Consider the following 22380-nt stretch of genomic DNA (forward strand, 5'->3'; position numbering starts at 1 on the left):
TTAAAAGAGTTGAAAATTACAAAAAAAATCCTAAACCCTCTGTTATAGAACTCTTTAATTTATTTAAAATAACAGACAACAAAAAAACTCTCACATAGTGAGAGTTCAAATATCATTTGTAAAAAATGCATTAAGCAACAGCTACAGACTTATCGATAACAACCTGTCCTCTGTAATACATTTTACCTTCATGCCAGTAGGCTCTGTGGTATAAATGTGCTTCACCCGTAATTGGGCAAGTAGCGATTTGAGCTACAGTAGCTTTATAATGTGTTCTTCTCTTATCTCTTCTTGTTTTGGAGATTTTTCTCTTAGGATGCGCCATTTTACTATATTATTTATCCGTTAATAGTTGCTTTAATTTGTCCCAACGTGGGTCAATATTTTCTTCTTCTTTTTCTTCTTTTTCTTTTGTTTGTTCTTTTAATGTCAACTCATTCAGTTTTTCAAGAGCTTTCGTTTTTAAACTCCCGTCTTTCACTCCTGGATGAACCCGTCTTAGAGGCACAGAAAGCGCAATCATTTCATATATATACTGCGCAATGTCTATCTCAAACTCTCCAAAAGGCAAAATAAGCAATTCTTCATTGTCATTATTAAAGACCTCTCCAAAACGAACAATCAATTTCATACCTCCTTTTATCGGCATATCGAAATCCTCACTCGTAAGATCACAAGGCACATTTACTGTCCCTTTATGCTTGAAGGTTAATTCTAGCATTGTGCTTTTTTTCTCTAAAACTACATTTACTTTGATGTCTGAATTTTGAAATTCATCATAATCAAAGATTTCAAAGAACGCATTACCTACTTGGTACTCAAATTGATGTTTCCCTAGCTTTAATCCCACAAAAGGAATTACATATTCTTTTGTCTTATTCATTTCAACAAAATTTTACCCCAAACTTCGGGAGTGCAAAGATATAAAATTATTGCAAAACTAATAATCTTATTTATAATTTTTTACCTGCTTCTATTTTTCTCTAACTTTTAGCGGTTTTTGACTGATTTCTGCATACTGCGCCCTGGAACGATAAATATCCAAACCAAGATAAACTGCTTCTTTAAAAGAATTATAGTCTGCAATACCCTTTCCCGCAATATCATAAGCAGTACCATGATCCGGAGACGTTCTGATTTTATCCAAACCAGCCGTAAAATTCACTCCTTTTCCAAAAGACAAGGTTTTAAAAGGAATCAATCCTTGATCATGATAGGTTGCTATTATAGCATCGTATTTCTCATATTGTCCACTCCCAAAAAAACCGTCCGCTGCAAAAGGCCCAAAAACCATAGTCCCTTTGTCAAATATTTTCTTTAATGCAGGTTTCAAAACAGCATCATCTTCCTTTCCAATTACTCCACCATCTCCACAATGAGGATTGAGTCCCAAAACTGCAATTTTTGGTTTATTAATACTAAAATCCTGAATCAATGACTGTTTTACTGTTTCTATTTTCTTTACAATCAATTCTTCAGTAAGATGCGATGCAACCTCACTCACAGGAATATGATCCGTAAGAAGCCCCACTCTTAAACCATCCTGAACCATCAGCATAAGAGCATCTCCTTCTAACTCCTGATCTAAATAATCTGTATGCCCAGGAAACTTAAAACTTTCCGACTGTATATTGTATTTATTAATAGGCGCCGTTACTAAAAGATCAATCAAACCTTCTTTCAAAGCTGCAGTTGCCGCCACAAATGATTTTATTGCATACTCCCCTACTTTTTCATCGTTGACTCCTAGATTCAAATCAACCCCTTCTCTCCAAAGATTTAAAACATTAATCTTTCCCGGAAGAATTTGATCTAACTTATCAATCCCATGAAGCGCAACTGTAGAATCTAAATTCTTTTTTATAAAAGACATTATTTTCACATTGGCAAAAATAACAGGCGTACACAACTCCAACATTCGCACATCTTCGAATGTTTTCAACACCACTTCGCTTCCAATACCGTTTAAATCTCCGATTGAAATTCCAACAATTATATTTTCTGCTTTTTTCATCATGACCACAAGTTATTTATTGCTAATTTTGAAGTGCAAATTTAGTAAAATAAAACAAGAAATGTTTACAGGAATCATAGAAACCCTTGGCACGATCCAAGAAATAAAAAAAGAGAAAGACAATATCCATATTACGATAAACTCCTCTATTACCGCTGAACTCAAAATAGACCAAAGTGTTGCCCATAACGGGATATGCCTAACCGTGGTAGCCCTAAAAGACAACAGCTACACCGTAACAGCTATTGACGAGACGATAAAAAAAACAAATTTAGGCGATTGGAAAATCAACGATAGTGTAAATCTGGAAAGAGCTATGAAACTAGGCGATCGACTAGACGGCCACATCGTACAAGGGCATGTTGATCAAACCGGAACTTGCATAGCTGTAGAAGAAACCAATGGAAGCTGGCTATTTACTTTTGAATATGACGACACTCTAAACAATTTAACAATCGAAAAAGGCTCCATTACCGTAAACGGAGTAAGCCTAACAGTTGTCAATTCGAAAAAAAATCAATTTAGCGTAGCCATCATTCCATACACCCATGAACACACTAATTTCAAAAACTTCGAAGTAGGCACAAAAATAAACCTTGAGTTTGATGTAATTGGAAAATATGTAGCTAAATTACACAGCAACCGTTAAAACAACATACTTAAAATTCATTAAAAAAAGCAAAAGCTCCAAGTCAATTTGGAGCTTTTGCTTTTTTTAATCTATGCTTGTAAATAGTATAAATCCCAAAGAGCGAGGCAACAATAACTAATATTAATATATTCTCATCAATAGGCAATCCGTCCGGCGGTGCTGGAGTCTTCATAGGAGAAGCTGGCGCTGGCGGATTTCGCAAGGAAAATTTAGCCCAAGAAACAAAAACTCCCGAAAGAAAGGCAATCAAAAGAAATAATTTATTTTGGCCAATTTTCATAATCTTGAGAATAAATAAAGATTTAAAAAAAACATGCCGTTTTTAGAAAAACAACAACAGTCATAACAAAAGTATGATTTTTTATCATAAAAACCTGATTTTCATACGCATAAAAAAAGCCTTTCAGAAAATATCTGAAAGGCTTTTGTGGTCCCACCTGGGCTCGAACCAGGGACCACCTGATTATGAGTCAGTCCCTTAGATCTTTCATTTATTCTTTTTTGTTTTCAATTGCTAAGACACCAAGTGATTAGACAATTTGGGATTTTCTTTTCTTATCTCTTTTTTACTTTTAATCTTATAAATGTTTAACCTATGTTTAACCTGAATAAAAATGACAATTATATAAATTTTTAAATCTGCCTTAAATTCCATTTCTATAAATTCAAATTTTTAATATTCCTCATTAGAATTAAAGATAAGTTTATTATCTAATATAACATCAAATTTAATTTCAAGAATTGACCTATAGTCATAGTAGAGATATATGGTTACTACAATAAGGACTATAATGATAATTTTATTGTAGGTTTTTAAATTTGGTTTTAGCAATGACATAATACCTAAAGATACTAGAATTGCTGCAAAGAAATAATACCATAGCATTAAAAATGCAAATATTATATTCAATGCAAAATAAAGAATTGGAAGCCCAAAACAAATACATAGGTATGCATAGATAATATTAACTGTTTTAAGTTTTATTTTGTCAGCGAATGCATTTAGTAAAAAGAACACGAGTACAACTAAGGATACTGAAGCTAAAAACAAATATAAGTATTCCATTATTCATTAATTATTTTAAGTATTCCACAGGCTTAATCATGTAACTACAAAACAAATCACCATTAACATCTTTATAAATATACTCAAAAGTTACTTTAGCTTTAATTAAGGTTGCATTGTCTGGATTACTTTTTATAACATCTATTTGAGATTCTTTAAGATTCTGAATAATACTTTCAATTTCCACCTCACTTTTATCTCTCTTTTTTAAGCCAGTTATTTGATAGTTATAAACCAACTTGTTTTCTTTATCTAAATATTCAACTTTTGTAACCGTAGTTTGTTTGTCTATTGTTTTGGGAAGACTATTGTTCATAATAGAAGCAACTTGTTCAATTTCAAGTTTTGCGTCTAGAGTTTCCATTACTGGAGAATTATTAATATCGTTTTGCATTTTGCTAGAAATTATCTTGTTGCAAGAAAAGAATACAATATAAATTAGTAACAAGCCTCCTAATATTTTAAATATTTTGTTCATGATTTTAAACTTTGAAATTACTGTTGTGTATTAGAAAATATAATATTTTAATTCTTAGTTTATATACTAATAAAATTTTATATGCTTTGTTATAGACTTTAAGGAAAAGAGTTAATTACAATTACTATTTATTTCCTTTAAGTCATTTACATCACTTCCTCCTAATTCAATATATTCGTCCCAGTCTTCACAAGCTTCTCTTCTTAAGTTTAAGTCATGTTTTGCCTTTCCTCTTGAAAAATAACCAGTTGGATCATCAGGAGATAAATGAATAGAAGCATCAAAATCATTAATTGCATCAGAATAATTTCCAAGTCTTAAATTTGCGGTTCCTCTATCTAAAAAAACCAAACTCTTGAAATTTTCATCAAAATTGTTAAGCTCAATTGATTTATTAAAATCACTTATTGCATCATTGTATTTATTAAGACAAATTTTCGCATATCCTCTATAGTAATATGCCTCTCCATTGTTTGGATTACTCTTTATTCCTTTGTTGTAATCAAGAATTGCTCCTTGATAATCTTTCAACTCAAATATTTTTTTATATCCCAAATCAAGAAATTTGTTTTCTTTACAAGAATTCAGAATAAAAAATAAAGAAAATATTATAATTATATTTTTCATGCTCATTACGTTTTCTAGTTAATATCCATTTCTACATATTGCCAAATTTCTTCTTTTCCAATTGCTAATATTTTTAAATTTTTACTTCCATCTTCAAATTTAAAGGCTGGGAGACCATTTAAATTGTTTTTTAGAATTCCTAAATTATCAGAATGAAAATATGATGGAATTATGTTATTTACCCAATCCAATTCACTACTCTGAATATAAATTACTACCCCTTCAATTTTTTGACTAGAATTATGTTTTCCAAAAGTTATAAGCCCACCCTCACTTTTAAATGTAAATCCTGTTATTTTCTGATCATCATTTTTTGTTACTGATGGAATGTTTTTATAAATTTTTATACATTCATTATATGCTTCATCAAGATTATTACTTGTTATAATTGTATTAAAAGTAATTCTAAATACATTCTGAGAATTAACTTGGAATGCTAGGAGATAAAAAACTATTGTTAATATTGCTTTTTTCATAAAACTGATTTTTAAAATAAATATGGTTACTAGGTAATCAACGGATGTTATTAATTGTTAAAGCCTATTTCTTTTTTATATGAAATTGTATTATTACTTTCAAAGTAATTTCCTTTTTTAGGTATTCTATTACGGTTTTCCTCATTTTAATAAAATAGTACAAATACTATTTTAAATAAGCTTAGTTTATTTTGCAGTTGGGGGAATTACTTTTTAATTCTAAAATCTCATTTTCATCAAAAGCATAAGATTCTAGGTCATCATAATTTAAATTATTATAATGGAGTTTTAATTTCTTTAATTTTTTAAAATTACATATTGGTTTTATGGTTTTTAAAGGGTTTTCTAATAGGTATAGTTCTTCAATTTCTGTTAGCTTACTTATTGGAGTTAAATCTTCTATTAAAGAGTAATTTATATCCAAGTATTTAATTTTTTTTAGATTCTTTAGCGGCGTCAAATCTTTTGTCTTACCTTTTCCATTAATACCGCAGATATAGATATATTCAAGATTAACACACTTTTCTAGAAAATATATATTCCCATCAAAGTAAAAATCATCAATAATTACGAATTTGATTTGTTCTAAATCTTCCTCTTTTAACTGATATATGAAATCGCGATTATTTCCATATATCTTTTTCCATAATTCAAAACAACCAACATTCTCGAAGGGATTTTCATTTCTTAATTCAGTCCTGATGTTTAACATCTCAAAAAAACTCATGTTGGTTTTATTTAGGAAGTAATTATATTTTACGTAGTTTTTCATTGAGTATTTCTTGTGTTAAGAATCAGGCTATTCTTTTTGTGTTCTCTAAAACGACACACAAAACACCATCTTCTACATCATTTACAGTAAGCTCTTTATTAAGAATGGTATCTTTAGAAGAACAGTAATGGATCAAAGTTTTTGTCGTAATTCCTATATTTTCTGAATATTTTGATAAATTACTTAAAGCTTCTTGATTTTTGCTTATTAGGAGAGCAATTGCATCTTGATTTTGTGGGGCTAACTTAATATTTGCTCTTTTCATAGAGTGTGAAAAAATCTCCCTGCCCAATTTTGATAGTTGGTCTTCAAAAGTAACGTAGTTCCCATTTTCATCTTCTGACATCCCATCTTTTAATTTGAATTTCAGGAGTCTTGAAAATTGGTCATCACTGTATCTATTGTAAAACTCATATATTTTCACTTCACTTAGTACTTTATCGGTGTAGCCTGCTGTATCCCAATTGTTTTCAGCATCATAATTTGAAGGTACTTCTAGGGTTTCTCTAACCTGAATAATAACCTCAAATAGTTTGTTTGACGAAGCTTTTTCATATTGATAAAGCTCTTGTCTAAAATCTGTTTTAACCTTCCAAAAGTCAAATAGTCCCATAAAATATAAACTGTCTAATGATTAAATATTGCCATATATGGCATTAACTAAAGCTAATATAACCTCTTTTTTTGACTTGTCAAATATGTCAAGTATGAAGAAGTCTGATTTGCTTAAAATTATTGGTAAAAACATACAAGATATTAGAGTGAGCAAGGGTTTGTCTCAAGTTGACTTGGTAGGTAAAATTGAAGGCAGCATTGATACAACTAATATTTCAAGAATAGAATCTGGGAGAACCAATCCCACAGTTTATACTCTTTATAGAATAAGCGAAGCACTAGAGGTTTCAGTTCAAGATTTAGTAAGTATACCTTCTACAAAATAAGATTTTATTCATCTTTGTTTTGGCACATAAGTTTTATTGCCATTACTGTTTATGTAATATTGACCTCCTTTTGACCCTGTGTAAATTGTTTTTTCATTATTGTAATTTGTTACTTGGATAGAATAATCTTTAGCTTTTGTCCCAGATGTTCCCGTATAAATATTTGTATTTCCTGTAGTAGAAAAATTATCCGTATTGGTGTTATTGGAAATTGTTTTGTAATGGCCTTGAACATAAGTACCTGTACTTGGTTTTATATAACCTTGCTGATAGGTGGTTTTCATATTGGTCTGAGAAAACACCATCCCAGAAATAAACATAAACGTTACTAAAAATAATAATCTTTTCATTTTGCTATACTTTTTATATTAAAGGTAGAGCAAATGTATAGTCTAGTTGAATTCAGTTTACAGAGTTGCAAATTTGCAAGCTAATCATCAAATTCGGGGTCATAAACTATTTTAGGTCTTATTATTGAAATGTATTTAAAATCATCCCCAAAAGTTCCTCCCGCTACAATAAAGTTTTTAGCATAAACCAAATCCATTTGTTTATAAAATGCTGACTTTATTCTTGAAATATGAGTGTAAATGGCTTTGCTTTCGGGCTTAACTAAGTCTTCAATACTTTGCATCATCTTATCATAATCCAATTGATTAGAAATTTTGGAATATAAATTCTCCAGTTCCTTTTTGTATTTATAGAGTTCCTTAATATTTATACCGTAAGGATTATTATAGAACAAAATGTAAACAGCTTTTGTTAAGTGACTTAACTGTATTTCTAAATTATCAAAATGAGGCAATACAATTCTGTAATCATTACTAATTGCTATGGTGTTTGTGGAATCCAGGTTGATCTTATTAACTTCATTATTCAAAATGTCTTTAAGAATTGGCAAAGCAAATAATAACTGTCCACTATTTTTTAATTCCCTTAATTGAATTTGTATATCTCTTATCTTCTCTTTAGCATCTTCATCAAGATTTTCATAAGGGTCATGTCCCTGAGTATTTCCAATCATGCAATCAGATTCCTCAATCTTCCCTTTAGCATTCTTAAAAAAGGTTGTTAAATCATTGAAGAATAATTCAGTATTACCTTTGATAGCAAAGTCATTACAATCTAAAATTGTGGTGGTATCACTATCAAAAAAGAGTAAACCACATTTAATATTTCCTTTATAACCTATGTAATCTAATATACTTTGGTACTCTGATAGGAAAGAGGAGACATCTGGTTTTTCATTAAATAATTCTGTGATTTGGTTTGTAAAAGTTAAAGCAATATGTTTTTCAGAATAGAATTGTTTTAGATCACTTGCGGATAGATAAGGCAAATAGAATTTTAAAAGACCTCTTATGTCTTTAGGATAATCTAAATTTGATAAATAGATGAAATTTTTATCAACTTCAGCAAATTTTTTATTTAATTCTGAATGTTGATTTTTAATGTATTTATTAATCTCCGGGTTATTCTCTAAGTCAAAGAAGATAATAGCATTTTGGCTTATATTAAGGCTAGATAAGTTGTTGTTAAATTTAAAACTATCAAACTTTTCAATTCTCAAGTTTGCAAAGTAATCCTGAAGATTGGCCATATTGTTCTAAGTTAAAATCGTAAATATAAATATTCAAGAGAAATTAAGCATCAAATTAATGAAAAACGCTATTAATAGTAATCTGTGAAAAAGTAAATATTTGAAATTTAGTTACTGCAAGGTGTGTCTTTATAAGTTTACGCTTTCACGTTAACATTCCTTCACTTGAAAAGCTATAAAAAATATTCTTAGTAATTATCAAGTGGTCTATTAAGGTAATATCAAGTAAATCAGAACATTTTTTAATTTTCTTTGTTAAACTAATATCAGCATCACTTGGTTTTGTGTTACCTGATGGGTGATTATGGGAAATGATGATACCACAAGCATTGCACTTGAGAGCTACTGCAAATAGTAATCTTACATCTACTACAGTTCCTGTAATACCGCCTTTGGACAAAGAATATATACCTAGAGCCTCATTGGCTCTATTAAGTAAAATGACTTTAAACTCTTCCTGAAGTTCCAGTGTACCTAGATCCCAAGATTGTAATAAGAACTCGTAAGCTGTTTGCACAGAATTAATCTTCTCCTTATGCGTATTTTGTGTAGAATAGTAAACCTGTATCTCTGCTAATTCATTTGCTGTGTTGGTTGTTGCCATAATTGGAAGTATTTATAAAATTTGAAAATAAATTAAATACCCTCTATACATTTTAACCATCCAGGTTTACACGAATAGAGGGTATTTTAAATGAAATTAATGTTGCAATTGTCCATTGCTTGAAAAAGAGTTTTCGTCTTGACTGTCTTTCATAACATCATTAAAAGACAATTTGCTCATTTCAACTTTGGGAGCAGTAGCTTTTTCTTCTTCAACGTATTCAAATCTATGGGTTAAGGTAATAACCTCTCCAGTATCTTTGATTACATATTCGTAAGCTTCACATTCTACTTTCTCCACCTTACCGGGTAATTCAGTTCCTATTAATGCCTGACAAGTCAATTCATCAAAAGTTGAAGAGATGGATGCCTTTCTTGCTGTTACATAGAATTTACCTGTTTCTTTGGATTTAACCATTTCAATTCCACCTTGAAGTTCGAGTACAAAGAATTCTTTCCCCTCCTCTGTTTCTCTTTTTTTGTAGTTAATAATTCTTACCATTTTCTTTAAATTTTTGAGTTAAACATTTTAGCATTCAAACACATAAACCTGTAGCTTTAAATACAGCTATCAACTTGTATCTATATCTACGGGGAATAATTTTCTGATATGCTAGTGATGGGTGGGGGTATTGAGTTGGGTTTGGTGAGGGGGCAGTCTTAAATCAGTGTAGAATACTCTCTCAAAACCCAGAGTGAAAAATTTTATAAAAAAATAAAAATTCCTACCTTGCTTTACTATGAGAGAAACTTTAAATGAATATTTGGCAATAGGAGATTTTGATAATAAAACCCCTCAAGATATAAATTTAATTCTAGGGTCAATATTTGAGTTCTCCAGAGAATTAAATTGCATTGACAGTCTAAAAAAAGGGATAGAAATATCCTCATCCATTAGTTTGCAAAACTTTAGCGATGATTATAAAATGACATTCTATTATAATCTCTCAAATGCTTGGTCATATAAAAAGAATATGAAACAAGTATTATATTCTACAAAATATTGGGAATTTGAGAATCACGAATTAACACAAGAAATTTTAAATTGTCGTAAAGCACTTTTACTTTCAGAAAATTCCAATGATTTAAAAAGAAAATGTGAGATACTTACAAATTTAGGAAATGACTTAAGCTATTTGGGTAGGTATTCTGAAGCAATAGAACTATGGAATAAAGCTCTGCATTTGGACAAGAATTTCTCAATGGCTATTGGAAATCTTGGCTTTGGACTTTTTCACTATGCTCAGATTTTATATGATGATGGACATAAATCTTATTTTTTAAAAGAATCTTATTTGAATTTAAAGAGAGTCATTGAATCTGAAGATATTTATTTAGAAGCTAAAACTTCATTTAAAAATATCATTTCACTTATTGAGAAACAAATTGATTTTAATTTTCTAAATTCTCCAAATGAGAATAAAAATTACTCATTAGGAAGTACAGATGAAGAGATAAAATATAGAAAATGGTGTGTAGAAAATTGTCTATTTATTAATCCTTTAAATGACATTTACAAAGAATCTATTGTTGCACAAGATGTCCTATCTCTGCCCACAATAATGGTAAAAAAAGAGGATGCTAACATTTATAATTATCATTCATTTTACAATCAAATAAAACAGGAGTACTGTTCTGCAAGATATCTTTTTTATGAATCTATTACAGATAAAAATGTGCATTACTCAGATGAAGGAAACGTAATTATAGACACTCTTGATTATGCAACTTATTCATTTAATATTGAGAAAGCAAAAATAGCTTTTAAATTATTTTATTCCATTCTAGACAAAATTGCATATCTAATAAATTCCTATTTCAAATTAGAACTCAAACCTTTTGACATTTCCTTTAAAAAGATATGGTTAGAAAAAAACCGACTAAATCCTTTAATTGAAGACACCCAAAATTGGGGATTTAGAGGCATGTATTGGTTATCTAAAGATTTTTCTGAAAAGGATGAGTTATATAGTTTATTAGAGCCTGAAGCAAAGGAATTATCCACAATAAGAAATTTCATAGAACATAAATCATTCAAATTAATTGAATTTGGTACTTCTGGAGTTTCTGAGGACGGTTTTACATATAATATCCAAAGGGATGTTTTTGTAAATAAAACTTTTAAACTAATGAAAACCATAAGAGCATCAATAATTTACACCTCTTTAATGATTAGTATTGAAGAAAGTAAAAAAACAAAACCAGGAAATGTAGGAACAATAATTTTGAATTCTATTGATGATAGCACAAAATGTTGAGTTCTGCATAAAAAAACCTCTTAAAAATTATTTTGACCTATTTTCCATTTGTCTTTTCATTTCTATCAAAGCATCATCTGAAGAATATTGTCTAATTCTTGCTTCAATATATATAGATTTCTCTATAATGGGGTTAATATCTGCATTTGGAAAGTCTTTTAATACTACAAACAATTCTCCGTAGCTAATCTCCATTAATACCAATCTAAACAACTCTATTTCATTAAGCTCCTCATTCTCTTCTCTTTCCCTCCTAACTTTTAGAGTTGCTACTTTATTTTGTAGAAAGTCTTCAAAATCATTCATAATTTAAATTTTATTCGAAGATATATAATCTTATGAAGTCATTTTCTTATTTTTTTATTTTTTTTAAAATATTATGAATTACATTTGAGAATTGTTAAAAAGGATATTTTTTTTTAAATGAATAAGACAAGATATGAAATAACTTCTGCTTCAGATAAATCAATTGGATTTGATTATCAGTTTTATTATTACATGTACTTAATCTTGGATTTAAGGCACAATGAAAAAATTGCAATAGAGATAAAGGATGATATTCATATTGAATTTACTGATGGAAAATTAATATTAATTCAAACTAAACATACCACCCAAACTAATCAAGATTCAACAAGTATAAATCTAACAGAAAGAGATAGTGATCTTTGGAAAACATTAAGCAATTGGGTAAAGGTAATTAATGAAGCAACAGATAAAAAAACTTTTTTAAAAACTACCTCTTTTCAATTAATTTCAAATAAATCCCTTTCTTCTAATCCCTTTTTTATTGAGCTTCAAAAATTACTTAACACAGATATAACTGTTAAGGAATTTAAAAATTATTTACAGGTTTTAATTGATAAAGGAACAGACATAACAATTAACGGCTACATTAAGAGCTTAAAAAGCTTGAATAATGAATTACTATATAGTTTCATTAAAAAATTGGAATTTAAATTAAATGAAGACAACATTATAGATAAAATCAAGGAAAGAATTCTGGAAAAAATATACTTCAAAGAAAGGGTGGATGATGTTTTTAATGACCTTTATTCAGAATTGAAAACAAAAGAATATTTAGATGTTAAAAAAGGAAATAAAAAAGAATTGTCTTTTGAAGATTTTGTTTCAAATTTTAGAAAATGCTTTAAAAAAGGTTTAAATGATAAGTTGCCAATAAGAAAATTTGATATTAACACCCCTTCTGAAATTGAAAATCAGAAATTTATTCTTCAATTGATAGATATTGGTGATATTGGTAGTAATGATACTGATGAAATGTTAGAGTACACCATTCAAATGTTTCAACTCTTCAACAATTTAAAAAAATGGGAAGAAGATGGAGATTTGTTAAATCATGAAATTGAAGAATTTCACAAACAATCTATATTAATTTGGAAAAATTCATTTCGAGAAAAATTTAGGCAAATTAAAACAAAAGTTGAAAGCAATATTTCTGTAGATGACTCTGAAATAAAACATAAGGCTTTAGAATGTTTAGATGAGATGAGAAAAGCTATATTACAAATTGATGAAACTTTATTATCTGTAGAATTAAGTAATGGGCATTTTTATAATCTGACTAATAATGACCAAATTGGATGGCACTATGACTGGAAAACAAGATACTAACCCTTTGAAAAACAATTTGTTTATCTACAATAATGAAGCAATTTCAACAATAGCTTTAGGATATTTTATGAGTAGAGTGAAAGTAATATCAATTCCAAAATTTATGTTGATATTACCTTTTGTTTTACATGAACAAACATTAAAACAATTGAATAATAATTCAATAAATAGAAGTTTGGAAGAACTTATAACAAAAAAACCTTTATTATTATCTAATTTCAATTCAAGATTTAAAGACTTTCTTCCTCTATCAATTAATTCAGTTACTATTCTTAATGAATTACAAATTATAAAAATTGATAGGGAATATATCTATTTTAATAGAGATAGTAATTTTAAAACAAGTGAGCTTAAAGATATTGGCACCAGGATTCAGAAAATCATGAAGGGATTAGACCGTTTAATTGAAATTATTACAAGTATGGATAATAACTCCCTCTACTTAACTTTAAAAGTCGAATTATGATATTTAGAATTAATAAAATAAAATTGTGGTTTAAAAATAATTCTAAACCACAAATTCTAGAATTCTTGCCAAATAAGGTTAATGTAATAACAGGTGGTAGTGGTACAGGGAAGACTAGTATTTTAGCCATTATTGATTATTGTTTATTATCCACTAATGCTAGAATACCAGAAACTGTTATAAATGAAAATATTATTTGGTATGGTATTGATTTTACTATAAACAATAAAAATTTCTCAATTGCAAGAAAGCATCCTTTAAGTAATAACGGGTCCAAAGAAGTATTCTTTTCAGGAACCGGTATACTTCCAGAATTTCCCATACATAATAATGATATTGTACAAGTAAAGAAAGTATTAGAAAAAGAATTTGGTATTGATGAGAACTTTAGAATGCCTTATGGAGGCAAACATATTACAGCAGGTAGTAAGATATCATATCGTTACTTTTTATTATTTAACACCTTGTCAGAAGATACAGTTGCCAGCACTACTACTTTTTTTGATTATGATCTATATGATAGAGAGAAATATGTTGAAGCTTTAGAGAGAATTTTCTTCCTAGCAATTGGTGTAGATGATGTTGGAAATGTTTTAATAAAAGAGAAGATAAATTCATTAGAAAAAGAATTACTTAAGATTGAGAAGCGAAAAAAAACACTTGGAAAAGAAGAATTGCTTTTTGGAAAAAAAATTCAAGAATTACTTTTAAAAGCTCAAGAGTATGATTTGATTGAAAGAAGATTATTTACCAATGAGGAAGCTTTAGAAAAGCTGAATAGGCTTATTAAATCATTTGGAAATCAAATTACATATTCTAATAATTCATTACAAGTAGATGAATTAAATAGTAGAAAAAGAAGTTTATACAGAAAATTGAGGAATTTAGAGCGTTTTGAAAATGAGTATAAACAGTATAAAGAAAATTTGAAAAATGATTATGATAGTCTTAAACCAATTAAATATTTAACTAAAAATTTTGACCAACTTATTCCAACATTAGAGTTAAACAGTTTCTTGGAGTCTTTAGAAGAAACTCTAGAAAAAGTTAAAACTGAAATCTCAAAAAAAGTCACATTAGTAACAAATGTTAAATCAGAAGTTACTAGTTTAAAATCTCAAATTGAATTTATTGATGGTGAATTATCAAAATATGCATCAAAAAATGTAGACTTTAATAATGAAATTTATAAGTATATTTTTATTGGAGAAGTAAAATCTCAACTAGAATTTTATGAAGATAAATGGGAAATTGAAGAAGAGTTTATTAGTACAGATGAAATAGAAACTGATATTGAATCTCTAAGAGAAAAAATAAAAGATACTGAAGAGAAAAAGAGAATTCTTCTAAATGATTTAGAAAGTTTAATTCAAAAATATTATGATAGTTCAGATTCAATGGATGTTTATAAAAATTATAAAGTATATTTTGATGTAAGAGCTAAATCCCTTAAAGTTAGAAAAACAATAGAACCTATCAGCCTAACTATTGGGAGTAAATCTAATTACATGTTCCTCCATCTATTTTTGTTTTTAGGTTTACATGAGCATTTTATAAACCAAAAAATAAGTTTTGTCCCTCAGTTCTTGATTATTGACCAGCTTAGTCAGCCTTATTTTGAAAGTAAAAGTTCAGATACCATTAAAATAGATGATGACAAACAAAAACTTCAAAATGCTTTTAAATTGCTTAATAATTTCATTACTGAAATAGAAGAAGATTATATTGAGGAATTTCAAATAATTTTACTAGAACACGCATCTCCAAGTTATTGGGAAGATATTCAACTAAATAATTTTCATTTAGTAGCTGAATTCAGAGATGGAAATGCTCTAATACCAGAAACTGCTTTTGAATAAATTATAAAACCCAACCCCTAATTAAAGAGGTTGGGTGGTATTAACTCAAAAACCAAGAATAGTTGGTAGAACCATCACTTAGTGCTTTTGAGATGCCATCAGAAAAACTGAAGGCATTCACTCCTCTTTCAAGGAAAGTATCTACATAGGAAGTCTTATTACTTCCTGTTAGCAGGTTATAGAACTCCCATATACTAATATCACCATTTGCATTTCTACAAAAGCTTTCATCTTGGTAGTAGTCTTTTGCTACAGCATTAATATGTCCATCATTCAAGAGTAGCTCAGGTATTAGAACCTTTTCTTTTTTAGGCAGATAATTATATAATCTCGCTTTACCTATAATTTGAGCAAAATCACTTTCAGAAAGAGAATATTCCAACAAGTTTTTCATAGAGTTTAAATGATGGTTGATGTTATAGCCTTGTATTACTTGAAGCATTTTATCTTCCAGGTCTAAATAGCTCATGGCTCTAATTTCACTCTGGAAACCATCTGTAGAAACACAGAGGTTGCAGCATACCATATTTTGAAAACCTATGAAGAATTTAAACTTTTCATAAGTTTTCTTGTTATAAAGGTTCTCTAGGCTGTAGCTTCTTACACCTCCTATTGTTAGTGATAACTTGTTGCCATTTATGGTTTCAGTAATACCTGGAATCCTTATAATAAAAGCCATCCTCTCAAAATAAGAAGTTCTTTGATGCTCTTGCAAATCTTTAGCAGCAATATGCAAAGCATCAGGAGTTCTGCCCTTGATTTGGTGGCTTACCCTAATTTCAGGAGTGTCCAGGTTTTCATTTGGGAATACCTTAGTAATAGCTGATAGTGCAGTTTCTATAAACTCTTGATGACTTAGAGTAATTTCATTGTCCTTTGTGAAAACTGGAATCACACATTTCTCTTTTAAATGAAAAAGGCTAACCTCTTCCGTGTTAGCCTCTATAAAAGGTGATTTTTGTATGATATTTGAAGATTCGTGTAAACCTGGATCCTTTATATCATTAAGGATTACAGGTGAATGTAAAACTTGTGTATCTTCTCCAAAATTTACACTTCTATTTTCTAAATTAAATTCAATAAAAGAAGTATTTATGTGCATTTGTGAAGAGTCACTTAAACCTGGAGATATTATCTCCTTAAAGGCTCCAGGTAAATGTGAAAGAGTCTCCTCGTTTCTGATTTTAGTGAGTTCCATTTCCATTTGATGACACATTTGAGGTTAGTTGTTGTAAAAGGTTTCTCTTAGCTACAAAATCCTGTTCAATTGTTTTGGCTAAATCTAGGTTTTCATTATAAAGGATTAATAGCTCAGATTGGTTATTACATTCACTTACCTTAACCTGTAGCTCTCCTTTAGTCATGTTACTGTTGCACCAGTCTAAAATCTTTTTACCTGTATTAGAGTTAATAACAAACTGAGGTTTTCCTTCAAACAGATTTGTCCTGTCTTTAGAAGCAGTTGCAAAATGTTTATAATCGATGTCAAAAACTATTGTAAACTCGTAGCTAATCTCATCTCTTTGAATGGCTTTTAATCCTACTTTTTCAGGAACCATTTTTCCATTTCTTTCACTTAACACATAGTCTTGTTTTACTCGCATTGTGCAAATGACATGAACATCACTTTGAAGTATCTTTTCTACAAAAGCTTTTTGTCTTGGAGTTATCTTGTTCCAATTCGTGAACGAATTTCCAGTAAGTGAAGCATGATAGTCCAGTAAGAAATCCCAACAATGGCTGATGCTATCCAGAACTATCACTTCCATACCTGACTTGATACATAAGTCTATTGCCTCAATATATCTTTCAGGTGAATGGGGAGACTCCAGGTTTAAAACATTGTAACTACCTATATGCGCATACAGATTACTTGAACCTGCTTCTGTGTCAATGACAGCTACTTTAGAAAGGTTTCCATTGGTTAAACCTTGAGCTAATAATAAAGCACTGTAACTCTTTCCTGCTCCTGATGGAGCCTGTAAAGCCATTTTTATTTTGGCTTTACTTCTTTCTGATTTTTTTAATTCCATAACAAATAATTTAATGATTTATGTGGTTTTTTGTAGGTTTTGATTTTCCATCAATGGAAATCCTCCAATAAAAGAGAAGGCTTTAATTATGTATAAGCTTACTTTCTATACATAATCTTAATAATATATTATAACTTATTGAAGGAAATTCCTTGATGGGTTATTTAAGCAAAAAGAGAAAGCTATTAGCTCTCCCTTTTTAATTATTGCATGATGTTAGAAATATGTATTGTTTCAGCAGGAGTATTAACTTTCTTTAATGCAGGTTCAAGATACTTTTTAATGTCCCTATCAATGTCCTCGAAATGTTCTTCAATGTAAATTTTTGGTAATAACTCCAAGATCTTATCTGTGTCCAGATGGTAATAGGTTACCTGTGAAGGTCTTCTATCAATCAATTTTGTTTTTATTTCAGTTTTTAAAAATCCTAGCCTTTGAAATTTTTTTGAAATAGTTATAACCCTATCTTTCTTAATTCCTAATTCATTAAATATTGTAGAGTAAGAAATAAAAAAAGGTTTAAACCTGAATCCATGAAACTTTATTAATAAGGTTTCGAAGAAAACCCTTTCATCACAGCTAAAATATTTACTGTTGTACTTTTGAAAGACTAATAGTCTTAGACCAAACATAGTGTTGAAATCCATTATAAAAATGTCTGAAATGATATCCAGATTCTGTCTAAATCCATCATTGTTCACTACTATTTTGCCACCAGCATTTAGGAGTGGGGTGTATGAGTTTTCATTTACTACTCCGTCTTTATTAATGGGTAACAAAACGTATTTAGTTTCTATGCCATCTTTAAAGTTTTCTTCAGAATCTAAAGTCAAATCATAGAGAGGTACGTCTATTAATTCTTCGAATTCTTCAGGCTCTTCTTCATAATTTCGCATGGATTCTTGAAGGTTATTTTTCGTAAATGTTGCAGGGTCAATATACCCGTATTCGATTTTTTTAATCATGATTTTTTTGAAATTTTATAAAACAATTTATTTATGTAATTAAACATTAATCTTAAAGAATCTTAAGATCAATGTTTAACATATTATTAAGCTGAAAACCTTATATCATTTCTTGTAGTATAGATAGATATAGGTTCTTGTAATAGCTTCTCATTGGCGTCATCAATAATGTTGTTGTCAAAATCTTTTAGATAAGCAGTAGTGATACTTACGTTATGATGCCCCATAGATTGACTTATAATATCAGTTGAAATCCCTAATTCTTTCAGGTTAGTAGCAAAACTGTGTCTCGCTACATAACTCGTAACAGGCTTGTCTATACCAACTATTTCTGCAATCTTCTTCAGATCACTATTAAACTGCTTCAGCTTCTTAAATTTCCTATACTCAATTTGAATAGGAGTAAGTCCCTCTTTTAAAAGGATTGGAAACACATAACCTGTTAAAGTATTTACTGTTTTGTAAAAGTTGAGAATTTCCTGAACTGGTTCTAGAATCTTAACAATAAATTTTCCTTTAGTCTTAGAACGAGTATAGATGATTTTATCATTATCAATATTATCCCATGTTAGCTTCATCATGTCATAAAAGTTCATACCTCTTGTGTAATAGGAAAAAACAAATAGATATTTAGCTTCTAATAAATGAGGGTATTTATTCTCATCCAGATTTTCAATCTTTTTAACTTCATCTCTTGTCAAGGCTTTTTTGAAACCCTTCCCTTTTAATTTCGAAACTTTATAAACTTTGAAAGGATAGTATTTTTCTAGGACTACACCTCTTCTAATAGCTTCATTATATAATGCTCTTAGTTCACGCATTCTTACTCCTATCCCTCCGTCATTACTGCCATTAGCCCTTAGATGAGTCTCATACTTATCCAAAACTTCAACAGTGACTTCTCTGAAAAGAACCTTCTGGTTTTTATGAAATTTAAAGAAAGAATTTTTTGTGTCTTGATGAGCACGGGCACTTCCTGTCCTTCCTGCAAGGTTTAAATCATTTATTTTTTCCAACCAAAATTCTAAAACAGTTATTTTACTCTGCTCTTTTCCCCTAAGTTTCTCTTCAAATTGATTTAAAGTAAAGTCTATCTCCTCAAGGTTAAACCCGTCTATTATAGTCAACGCCTTTTGTTTGAAGTTTAATAGCACTCTATTTCTCTGAAGATAATTAGGATAACTTTTTTTAAACTGGGATGATTTCTCATCCCAATCTTTTTTAAGGCAATCTATACCTAATGTAATTATCTTCGTTTTTCTTTCTTTAGTTATCTTAAATACGATAGGATATAATCCCTCTCTATTAGGCTTGTCTCTTAAGACTATTTTTATAGTTGCCATACTTTAAAATTTAAATTTTTGACTTTTTGCAACATCTTTATTATACTATTACTGGTTTTAAATTGATTTTTAATGACATATTAGAGCATTTTTTTTCCTTACTTGCTTCATCATTTATCCCTAAAGGTTGATAAGACGTGGTTAACATAGAATAACGACCCTTAAATATGGAAGCCGTTTTCTTTTCTATATTATTGGCATAAATTGGATTTTCAAAATCAAAACCAAATTCTAATAGAGCCAGTTCCGAGCTTTTTAAAAAAGGTAACTGTTCAATTATTCTATCTATAGCAACACATAGATTTTTATAAGTAAAATCATAATGATAATTACCTTTAAGTTTATGCTCTTCGCTATAAAATTTATACAATGAATTTATCAAGTAAGTAATCTTTTCTATGACTACTGAATCACTAGTTACAAAAGTTGTCATTATCGGAGAGTCTATTTTCTCTGAATGGATCTGATAAGTAATTTTCACATCTTCAAAGCGTCTTTGAGCAGAAATAAAAACTTCTGATTCTTTCTGGATTCTTAATCCAATCCTAATAAAATCTAACATGACATTTGGATTTTAGAGTTTCTACTCAAGTAACGTTCAGTTTCCAAATTGATTTCACTTACAGGATTAACCTTGCCACTTAAAACCCAATTATCAAGATCCCCTTTAAGGATGTATATTTTTTTACCTCCAGGTACGTAATAAGGGATTTCCTTATTACTCGTTTTTTTGTACAAAGCAGATTCCGAGATACTCAAGTACTTAGCTGCTTCTACAATAGTTAAAAACTCTTTACTTAAATTATCTTGCCTATTTGTCATAGGCTTTATTTCATTGTGTTCCATAATTTTCAAATGTTAATATTATAGATATGCGCATATCTCTGTTAATTTTCATCAAAGAAAAGACATAAAAAAACCCTCATTACAAAAGTGTAAGGAGGGTGTAAGATGAAGTGTAAGGTAAAGTGTAAGTTTAGAATTTGTATTTTTCTTCCATATCTCTAATTGCGTCTAAAACATCTTTATACTTAGAATTAGAAGTATCAACTTTTCTTAAATCATAATTAATTTTATCAATGTTGTTTTGTTTTAATAGAATGGATTTTTTATTCTCTGTGGGTTTTGAAAAAAAAGATTCGCTAATACTTATAGCTGATGGTGTAAGATTGCTAAAATGCTTTTTAATGTTGTTAATAAAGTAAAACGCTATTCTGTTGTCAATATTGAACACTATCCTGTTATCAATTTGTTTTGGGTCTGGATGTGTAAATACATTAATAAAGTCATTTTGACTAACAACATTTTCATCAAGAATTTCTAATTCGAGAGTCAAGTCATATATTATTTTCAGTTTCCCCGTTTTTATATTAGGTTTAAACAATCCCTTTTTGTTAGTAGTTTCTATAGATGATTTTCTACTCGATACTCTTCCTTTGCTTAATTCAATTAAAGTATGGTTTATGCCTTTTAAAATAGTTGTTATTTCTTGATGCAGTTTATTGTTGCTACGTACATCTTCTAACAAACCAATCATTTTGGATTTAGTATTGTTAATATAATTAAAAGTTGAATTTCCTGAATTTTCAACATCTTCAACTTTATCACTAATTAACCTTATAGATTTGTCTCTTTGTGAAGTTAATATTTTGATTATTTCATCTTTGAAATAAACTTTCCTTGGAACTACATCTTCGTTTAAATATTCACTATCTAAATACTCTACATATCCTTGCTCTCTAAATGGAACAAAAGAAGGATTAATTGAATTATTATAGAAAGCATTTTCAAACATATCAAAGTTATCTTGCGTCAAGAAAACTTCAAGGAAAAGTAATGGTTTATTTTGTGTTGACAGCTGGTTTGGAAACATAAGTCAAATTTACATTTTTCAAATTGTTTAACCTATGTTTAACCTGTAAAAACAAAAAAGCCTCTACATTTTTGTAAAGGCTTGATTCTGAAAGTGGTCCCACCTGGGCTCGAACCAGGGACCACCTGATTATGAGTCAGGTGCTCTAACCAGCTGAGCTATAGGACCGGTTAAGAGTTTGCAATATTACTACTATTTTTCGTTTGCTCCAAATATTTTCTGCCTAGATTTCATATTAAATATACTATTTCAACATTCGAATCAGAAAGCTATTGATTATTAGAATTCTAAAATTCTAATAAAAACAAATTATTTTATCTCCTGACACAATTCAATCAAAACCCCATTAGTGCTTTTGGGATGTAAAAAGGCAACCAACTTATTATCGGCACCTTTTTTAGGAACTTCATTCAAAACAACAAAGCCCTCCTTTTTCAAACGCTCTATTTCTGATACAATATCCTCCACATCAAAAGCAATGTGATGAATCCCCTCTCCTTTCTTGGCCAAGAATTTAGCTATAGGGCTGTCCGGATGGGTTGCTGCCAAAAGCTCGATTTTATTTGGTCCGTTCTTAAAAAAAGAAGTCTTAACTCCCTCGCTTTCTACTTCCTCTGATTTGTAAGCCGGCGCTCCAAAAAGCTTTTCAAAAACCAGATTTGAAACTTCTAAATCACTTACCGCAATCCCTATATGTTCTATTTTTCTCATCTTCTCAA

Annotated in this window: 28 protein-coding genes and 1 tRNA gene; 6 read left to right on the forward strand and 23 right to left on the reverse strand. The window is 29.4% G+C overall.

The genetic code is table 11. The annotated features are described in order from the left end of the window. Positions 1–130 precede the first annotated feature (130 nt). The 3 genes from rpmF to pdxA all read right to left on the reverse strand — a co-directional run bounded on the left by rpmF (position 131) and on the right by pdxA (position 2017). The gene (gene rpmF, locus LNP19_RS03165; RefSeq protein ID WP_007137315.1) at positions 131–325 is read right to left on the reverse strand and encodes a 50S ribosomal protein L32; all 195 of its coding nucleotides are present in this window, start codon (positions 323–325) and stop codon (positions 131–133) included. Between the two features lie 9 nt (positions 326–334). After that, positions 335–883 (reverse strand): YceD family protein, encoded by a 549-nt coding sequence (locus LNP19_RS03170; protein ID WP_230063367.1) that lies wholly within the window; start codon positions 881–883, stop codon positions 335–337. A 90-nt stretch (positions 884–973) separates the two neighbouring features. Continuing rightward, a complete protein-coding gene (pdxA, locus tag LNP19_RS03175; RefSeq protein ID WP_230063368.1) occupies positions 974–2017 on the reverse strand; it encodes a 4-hydroxythreonine-4-phosphate dehydrogenase PdxA in 1044 nt (347 codons plus the stop codon). Between the two features lie 58 nt (positions 2018–2075). On the opposite strand from pdxA, the gene LNP19_RS03180 reads away from it, so the two are divergent. Continuing rightward, a complete protein-coding gene (locus LNP19_RS03180; protein WP_230063369.1) occupies positions 2076–2663 on the forward strand; it encodes a riboflavin synthase in 588 nt (195 codons plus the stop codon). Between the two features lie 43 nt (positions 2664–2706). On the opposite strand, the gene LNP19_RS03185 is transcribed toward LNP19_RS03180, so the two are convergent. The 6 genes from LNP19_RS03185 to LNP19_RS03210 all read right to left on the reverse strand — a co-directional run bounded on the left by LNP19_RS03185 (position 2707) and on the right by LNP19_RS03210 (position 6698). Beyond that, complete coding sequence (locus LNP19_RS03185; RefSeq protein ID WP_230063370.1) at positions 2707–2946, reverse strand: hypothetical protein; 240 nt, start codon at positions 2944–2946, stop codon at positions 2707–2709. Positions 2947–3742: 796 nt separating this feature from the next. Then, positions 3743–4210: a hypothetical protein gene (locus LNP19_RS03190; RefSeq protein ID WP_230063371.1), complete on the reverse strand. Its 468-nt coding sequence runs from the start codon at positions 4208–4210 to the stop codon at positions 3743–3745. Positions 4211–4321: 111 nt separating this feature from the next. Next, positions 4322–4837, reverse strand: a complete 516-nt coding sequence (locus tag LNP19_RS03195) for a tetratricopeptide repeat protein (protein ID WP_230063372.1) — start codon at positions 4835–4837, stop codon at positions 4322–4324. A gap of 14 nt (positions 4838–4851) precedes the next feature. Continuing rightward, positions 4852–5313 carry a hypothetical protein gene (locus LNP19_RS03200; protein ID WP_230063373.1) on the reverse strand — a complete coding sequence of 154 codons (462 nt, stop codon included), beginning with the start codon at positions 5311–5313 and terminating at the stop codon, positions 4852–4854. A gap of 181 nt (positions 5314–5494) precedes the next feature. Beyond that, entirely contained in the window at positions 5495–6085 is a 591-nt protein-coding gene (locus tag LNP19_RS03205) for a leucine-rich repeat domain-containing protein (protein ID WP_230063374.1), read from the reverse strand. A 22-nt stretch (positions 6086–6107) separates the two neighbouring features. After that, the gene (locus LNP19_RS03210; protein ID WP_230063375.1) at positions 6108–6698 is read right to left on the reverse strand and encodes a hypothetical protein; all 591 of its coding nucleotides are present in this window, start codon (positions 6696–6698) and stop codon (positions 6108–6110) included. Between the two features lie 37 nt (positions 6699–6735). Between LNP19_RS03210 and LNP19_RS03215 the strand changes: the two genes are divergently transcribed. Next, on the forward strand, positions 6736–7026 hold the full coding sequence (locus LNP19_RS03215; RefSeq protein WP_230063376.1) for a helix-turn-helix domain-containing protein: 291 nt from the start codon (positions 6736–6738) through the stop codon (positions 7024–7026). 8 nt (positions 7027–7034) lie between these two features. Here LNP19_RS03215 and LNP19_RS03220 read toward each other — a convergent pair whose 3' ends face one another. From LNP19_RS03220 to LNP19_RS03235, 4 genes are all read right to left on the reverse strand, one after another. Then, positions 7035–7376 carry a hypothetical protein gene (locus LNP19_RS03220; protein WP_230063377.1) on the reverse strand — a complete coding sequence of 114 codons (342 nt, stop codon included), beginning with the start codon at positions 7374–7376 and terminating at the stop codon, positions 7035–7037. An 80-nt stretch (positions 7377–7456) separates the two neighbouring features. Next, positions 7457–8626 (reverse strand): hypothetical protein, encoded by a 1170-nt coding sequence (locus tag LNP19_RS03225; protein ID WP_230063378.1) that lies wholly within the window; start codon positions 8624–8626, stop codon positions 7457–7459. A 145-nt stretch (positions 8627–8771) separates the two neighbouring features. Then, the gene (locus LNP19_RS03230) at positions 8772–9230 is read right to left on the reverse strand and encodes a JAB domain-containing protein (protein ID WP_230063379.1); all 459 of its coding nucleotides are present in this window, start codon (positions 9228–9230) and stop codon (positions 8772–8774) included. A gap of 96 nt (positions 9231–9326) precedes the next feature. After that, the gene (locus tag LNP19_RS03235) at positions 9327–9731 is read right to left on the reverse strand and encodes a hypothetical protein (RefSeq protein ID WP_230063380.1); all 405 of its coding nucleotides are present in this window, start codon (positions 9729–9731) and stop codon (positions 9327–9329) included. Positions 9732–9969: 238 nt separating this feature from the next. On the opposite strand from LNP19_RS03235, the gene LNP19_RS03240 reads away from it, so the two are divergent. Further along, the gene (locus LNP19_RS03240; RefSeq protein WP_230063381.1) at positions 9970–11487 is read left to right on the forward strand and encodes an LA2681 family HEPN domain-containing protein; all 1518 of its coding nucleotides are present in this window, start codon (positions 9970–9972) and stop codon (positions 11485–11487) included. Positions 11488–11514: 27 nt separating this feature from the next. Here the strand turns inward: LNP19_RS03240 and LNP19_RS03245 are convergent, their stop codons facing one another. After that, positions 11515–11793 carry a hypothetical protein gene (locus LNP19_RS03245; protein WP_230063382.1) on the reverse strand — a complete coding sequence of 93 codons (279 nt, stop codon included), beginning with the start codon at positions 11791–11793 and terminating at the stop codon, positions 11515–11517. Between the two features lie 117 nt (positions 11794–11910). Between LNP19_RS03245 and LNP19_RS03250 the strand changes: the two genes are divergently transcribed. The 3 genes from LNP19_RS03250 to LNP19_RS03260 are packed head-to-tail and all read left to right on the forward strand — an operon-like array spanning position 11911 to position 15447. Further along, positions 11911–13122, forward strand: coding sequence for a dsDNA nuclease domain-containing protein (locus tag LNP19_RS03250; protein ID WP_230063383.1), 1212 nt, complete (start codon positions 11911–11913; stop codon positions 13120–13122). Further along, a complete protein-coding gene (locus LNP19_RS03255; protein WP_230063384.1) occupies positions 13100–13588 on the forward strand; it encodes a three component ABC system middle component in 489 nt (162 codons plus the stop codon). Before LNP19_RS03250 ends, LNP19_RS03255 begins: the two co-directional genes overlap by 23 nt. Then, on the forward strand, positions 13585–15447 hold the full coding sequence (locus LNP19_RS03260) for a DUF3732 domain-containing protein (RefSeq protein ID WP_230063385.1): 1863 nt from the start codon (positions 13585–13587) through the stop codon (positions 15445–15447). Before LNP19_RS03255 ends, LNP19_RS03260 begins: the two co-directional genes overlap by 4 nt. A gap of 40 nt (positions 15448–15487) precedes the next feature. Here LNP19_RS03260 and LNP19_RS03265 read toward each other — a convergent pair whose 3' ends face one another. The 9 genes from LNP19_RS03265 to mce all read right to left on the reverse strand — a co-directional run bounded on the left by LNP19_RS03265 (position 15488) and on the right by mce (position 22372). Then, positions 15488–16651, reverse strand: coding sequence for a DUF3871 family protein (locus tag LNP19_RS03265; RefSeq protein WP_230063386.1), 1164 nt, complete (start codon positions 16649–16651; stop codon positions 15488–15490). Further along, the gene (locus tag LNP19_RS03270) at positions 16632–17480 is read right to left on the reverse strand and encodes an AAA family ATPase (RefSeq protein ID WP_230063387.1); all 849 of its coding nucleotides are present in this window, start codon (positions 17478–17480) and stop codon (positions 16632–16634) included. Before LNP19_RS03270 ends, LNP19_RS03265 begins: the two co-directional genes overlap by 20 nt. 203 nt (positions 17481–17683) lie before the next feature. Next, on the reverse strand, positions 17684–18445 hold the full coding sequence (locus tag LNP19_RS03275) for a hypothetical protein (protein ID WP_230063388.1): 762 nt from the start codon (positions 18443–18445) through the stop codon (positions 17684–17686). An 86-nt stretch (positions 18446–18531) separates the two neighbouring features. Then, entirely contained in the window at positions 18532–19788 is a 1257-nt protein-coding gene (locus tag LNP19_RS03280) for a site-specific integrase (RefSeq protein ID WP_230063389.1), read from the reverse strand. Positions 19789–19828: 40 nt separating this feature from the next. Then, positions 19829–20350 carry a hypothetical protein gene (locus tag LNP19_RS03285; protein ID WP_230063390.1) on the reverse strand — a complete coding sequence of 174 codons (522 nt, stop codon included), beginning with the start codon at positions 20348–20350 and terminating at the stop codon, positions 19829–19831. Continuing rightward, positions 20344–20610, reverse strand: coding sequence for a helix-turn-helix transcriptional regulator (locus LNP19_RS03290; protein WP_230063391.1), 267 nt, complete (start codon positions 20608–20610; stop codon positions 20344–20346). Before LNP19_RS03290 ends, LNP19_RS03285 begins: the two co-directional genes overlap by 7 nt. Before the next feature lie 154 nt (positions 20611–20764). After that, positions 20765–21661, reverse strand: coding sequence for a hypothetical protein (locus tag LNP19_RS03295; protein ID WP_230063392.1), 897 nt, complete (start codon positions 21659–21661; stop codon positions 20765–20767). A gap of 94 nt (positions 21662–21755) precedes the next feature. Continuing rightward, positions 21756–21829 (reverse strand) — tRNA-Ile (locus LNP19_RS03300). Positions 21830–21970: 141 nt separating this feature from the next. Continuing rightward, entirely contained in the window at positions 21971–22372 is a 402-nt protein-coding gene (gene mce, locus LNP19_RS03305) for a methylmalonyl-CoA epimerase (protein ID WP_230063393.1), read from the reverse strand. Between the last annotated feature and the right edge of the window lie 8 nt (positions 22373–22380).

It is taken from the genome of Flavobacterium acetivorans (genome assembly GCF_020911885.1).
Taxonomy (GTDB): Bacteria; Bacteroidota; Bacteroidia; order Flavobacteriales; family Flavobacteriaceae; genus Flavobacterium; species Flavobacterium acetivorans.